This is a genomic window from Halolamina salina (genome assembly GCF_042678005.1).
Taxonomy (GTDB): domain Archaea; phylum Halobacteriota; class Halobacteria; order Halobacteriales; family Haloferacaceae; genus Halolamina; species Halolamina salina.
Genome location: NZ_JBHUDH010000105.1, coordinates 1 through 4,568 on the forward strand (window position 1 = coordinate 1; position 4,568 = coordinate 4,568).

The 4,568-nt window shown below is 53.5% G+C and carries 1 protein-coding gene and 1 pseudogene; both read right to left on the reverse strand.

Annotated elements, in window-relative coordinates; genetic code table 11:
* A partial coding sequence (locus ACFR9S_RS09585; protein ID WP_379818504.1) for a fibronectin type III domain-containing protein occupies positions 1 to 3,375 on the reverse strand: 3,375 nt, incomplete at its 3' end.
* Positions 3,376 to 3,471: 96 nt separating this feature from the next.
* A pseudogene (locus ACFR9S_RS09590) lies at positions 3,472 to 4,491 on the reverse strand (YncE family protein); the annotation flags it as partial.
* Between the last annotated feature and the right edge of the window lie 77 nt (positions 4,492 to 4,568).

Here is a 4,568-nt window from a genome sequence, read left to right on the forward strand (position 1 = left end):
CGCCTGGATCGATCGCTCGATCGTCGTCAACCCATCGGCCGTCCGGAAGGTGAACTCAACCTCATGGACGCCAATTCCGTTCGTCGTGAACGTCGCCGTGTTCCCAGCCTGCGTGTGGTTGAGTTCGGCGTTGTCCGGCCCGATCACGTCCACGTCGACCAGTTCTGCATCACCGCTCGGTGAGACTGTGACCGAGACCGGCGAACTCGTCCCCGGACTTCGGTCAGAGAACGCGATCGAGTTGAGCTCAAGTGGGCTATCTGAAACTTCGACCTCGTTTTCCAGTTTCGACAGCCCATCCTCGGTGTTCGCGAACATCTCGATCGTCGCGACCTGCCTGCTTTCGGAGATCGGGAAGTCCTCGATCACCACCTGATCAGCGAGCCCAGTTCGCTTGTTCAGCGACCAGTAGCTCTCGTTCATCTGCTTGACTTCTCCGTCCTGGTAGCGGACCATAACCGAGATATCCGTCTGCTCGGCCACGTCCGTCCCACTCAGGAATTCGCCGAACTGGATCGTCGCACTGTAGAAGCGATGTTTCGAGACGTTGACGTTCGATTCTGACACGTTCTCGGTGTCGAAAACAACATCGCTGACGTTACGCGTCTGGTCCGTCGGCCAGCCAACGATCTCGATCGTGGTGCCGCTGCCATCCGGGGCTTCGACGACCTCAATGACATCTTGGGGTATCGTTCCGTTTGTCCCGTCGGCGTACTCGACAATCGGCGTTATCTGATCCTCACTGACGTTGTACGGGATCTCGTAAGTGCGGTTCAGTCCCTGATCGACATCGCTTTCTGGGACATCTTCCTCGGTGTCGTTGCCCGAGTTGATATCGCTCGGCCAATCGAACCGGACCCCATCAAACTCCTTGTTTTGCGGTGACGAATAGTTCCAGACAGTAACGTTCTGACCGTCCTTCGTAATTTTGTCTATTGGGATGCGGGTTTCTGTTCCGTCTTTGAACTGTGCGTAGACATCGAACTCAGAGCGGTGAGGAACATCGATTCCGACATCCCACGTCTTGTCGAGGATATTTGCCGTCTCTTCGATGGTATCTGGTTCATCAACGCGTGTCGCATCGAGTTGGCTTTTGTATCCATCACTCCACTCAACAACCCACTGAGTAACTCTGACAAACTCTGCATCGTCTTTGAGTGGGAGTTCCTCGATAGCGACTGTATCCCCGCTGACATTGACATTGATGTACTCGGAATTGTTGGCTGTCGAGTATTGGTCGAACCCATTCGCCCGATACTGGACCTGGAAGTAAATATCCTCGACGTGGATATCCTGGTACTGAGAGAGATCTTCACTTAACTCCCATTTACCAGACAGTGTTTTCCCGAGATCCTCGTTCGGATCTGGGTTTTCCGTAACATCCTGATCGGGGTAGTCGACGCCGATATCCTCGAGTGTCTTGTCCTCCGGGACCTGCCAGTCATTGACGACGAGCGTGTCGTTCTGTACCGTCAGCGCGTCCTCGCCGATCGTTTCCGTCGAGCCGTCTTCGAACGTCGCGGTCACCTCGATATTCTCGAGTGAATCGGGTATGTATGGTAACTCGATGAGCTCAAAGACCTCCGTTGGCGTGTCTTTCAGATCCTCATCAACCGTTGAGGAGTTCGTGTTCTGCGCGGCGTACTCCAGCGCTTCACCGAGTCCTGTAATCTGTTGGTTCAGCCGAGACTTGTTATCAATCTCCTCGAACGCCGTCGTGTTCCCCTCACAGCCAGGGTAGTTCTGGCAGTAATACTGTTCGGCTTGCTCGTTTTCGGAGACGATCCCCGCCAGCCGGTCGCGGATTTCTAAGAGCTCATCGTATGATTTCTCGGCAACGTCTTGGACTGTCTCGGGCGTGTTGCCGAACGTCTGCCGATTATCTTCGGCTCGCTGTTTCCACTTCTCGATCTGCTGTTGGAGTTCGGTGACGTTCGCGCCAGGCGCCGCCGACACTTCGGTCATCGTCAGCCGGATGTCTGACTTCGGCGGGGTGACGCGTGTCGGCTGGGACGGGAAGTAGAGCGAGCCGTCGATCGTTGCGAGATCCTCGAGCGTCAGGTTCGCGAGGTTGCCAGTGTCGACGTTGGATCGATAGGCCTGGATCTGGACCGCTTTCGTGTCATCGTGAACGTCGACGGCGAACTCGCCGTTCTCGTTTGTCGTCGTCGACTTGACGACTATTTTTCCCTGATCGATATATGTCTGTGTTTGATTCGCGAGTTGGCTCGTCTGTCCCTCCGCGTTTTCGGTGTAGCGATTGATCAGCTCGTACGGTGAGCCGATCCGGACGATGTAGGAGTATCCCCGCTCACCGTCGATATATGCTGTGATCCGGTAGAATCCCGGCGTGAGCGTGCTCGTGTCCAGGGTGGCGTATCGTTGTCGAGTGGCGTCAAACAGGTCATTATTCTTGTTGGTTAGCTGGATATTCTTGCCAACACGTGCGCTCCCATTTTCACCAGAAGGGAGCACCTCTTGGATGATTACAGAGGCCTGTTCGTCTTCGCCGATCAACGAACCGGGCACCTGTCGGTCGAAATCATCTTGGTAGAAGAACCCCGTTGCAGTCGGGTCACCAACCGCGATCGCGACAGTTTCGCCCTGTTCGATCTGGCGCCATTTCGGATCTGAGAGGTCAGGGGGATCGTCGTAGATCCCCTGTGCGGTGAATTTCGACTCCTCATAGATTAGGGCGTAGGGGCGGTCTGTGTTTGTGAGCGTGCCGCCGTCACCCAGCAACTGGAAGTCCGAGTCCGATTGTTCGGCGAACGAGTCCGGCATTGGGTCCGAGAGATCAGTGAGTTCATCGATCCCCGACGCAGGATCAGTGACACCCTCAGTGGCATTCGTGACGGTGAAGACTTTCACCGTTGCATTTTCGATCGCTTGGCCGTTCTGGTTCTCAACCGTGCCACTGATCGGACCCGTTGGTGTCAACGTTCCCGTCGACACCAGATCCGTCCAGCTACCGGTCGTGTGTTCGGTCTGGGTCTGCAGACGGACCGTGTACTCTTCCTCGTCGGAGAGGTTCTCGATGTCGATGGTCGTGAAGTCGTATGGGACGGTGGTGTGGGTGGTCCATGTCGATGTGTTCGTCTCGCGGTACTGGACTTCGACCTCGCCGTAGTTGGTTATCACCGTCTCGCGGTCGACGGTGATCTGGCCCTCCGATGGCGTCGAGAGTACAGGTTGGTCGTCGGCTGGGAGCGTGGTGGTGGCGCTGGTGGTGCTGTTCGTGGTTCCTCCGTCGACAATCACTCGAACATCGTATTTCTCCCCGTTTTTCAGCCCCGTAATTGTTTCAGAGGTGGTGGTGCCGGAGACAGTCGAATACGTTTTCCACGTAGAGGAGTCTGAAGGCTTGTATTCCACATTTGTTTGGCCGTCATGGTTTGACTCCCAATTCAGTTCAGTTGATGTGGAACCTGTGTTAGTAGTTGAAAGGCTGGAAAGTAGTTTCACATCGGTGTTCATAGACACTATGTGGTTTATATTTCCAGTTTGTGAGGTGTCCGACCATAATAAGGACCCGTCAGAACTGTCTAAAGCCCCAACTTCACCGGTCCCTATACCATAGAATACCTTTTTACCATCATCTGACGCATAAATAGCATGCCCCTCATCTATTGCAGTGCTTAGTTCAGTTCGCCACTGAAGATTGCCTGTTTCAGCGTCTAATGCTTCGGCTTGTATGTGTCTGTCGTTGGATTCAGTGTTAGTCACATAGACTGTTTTACCATTTGGTGAAACAGTGAGATCGTGGGTCCCATAGTTGTCAACAGTGTATATCCACTGGGTTGACTGATTTGATACCCACGTAGCAACTGTTTCTCCGTTGCCGCTGTCACCAGCCACTTCCACATATACTTTAGATTCATCAGGCGAAAGGGCGATGTCATTAACACTGTCCACATAAAGGGTAGTCCAAAGAACATCACCCGTGGAACTGTCAATAGCAGTAACTCGCCCCTGATCGTTACTGCCATGATTCCCACCAACGTAAAGAGTTCCCCCATCACTACTGATGGCGAATTCGTCCATACTTGAACCCGTTATACTTACTTCCCAGTCAACTGCACCCGTTCCAACGTCCACAGCGCTGATGTTATCATCATTAAAGTTGTTATGGTAAACTGTACCCCCATCCGGAGAAACGATAGATCCAGTGGCATATGAGGCAGTTGTCGTGGCTAATGGGATGGTTTTATCCAGTGTTCCATTTGCCGCATATATCCTGTGCATATCCGCATCATCGCTGTTATCATGAGCGTACACGTATTTTCCGTTAGGCCCTTTATGTACGTCATAAACACTACTTGAGAAAGTGTATGACCAGATAGTGTTTCCAGTTTCCGGGTCGGATGCTTCAAGTGTATTATCATCAGAAGTTGATAGAACTATGCCAGTTTCGTGGCTTGTGGCTTCAACAGTTCCCGATGTATCCGGATCCACAGGTTGTGTTCCGATGACCACCACTCCCACGAACATCGACGTGACCACCAGCACGGCGACGACCGCAGGCACGGTCCGCCGGCCAGCACGCGCGATCGACGCCTTCGAAACAG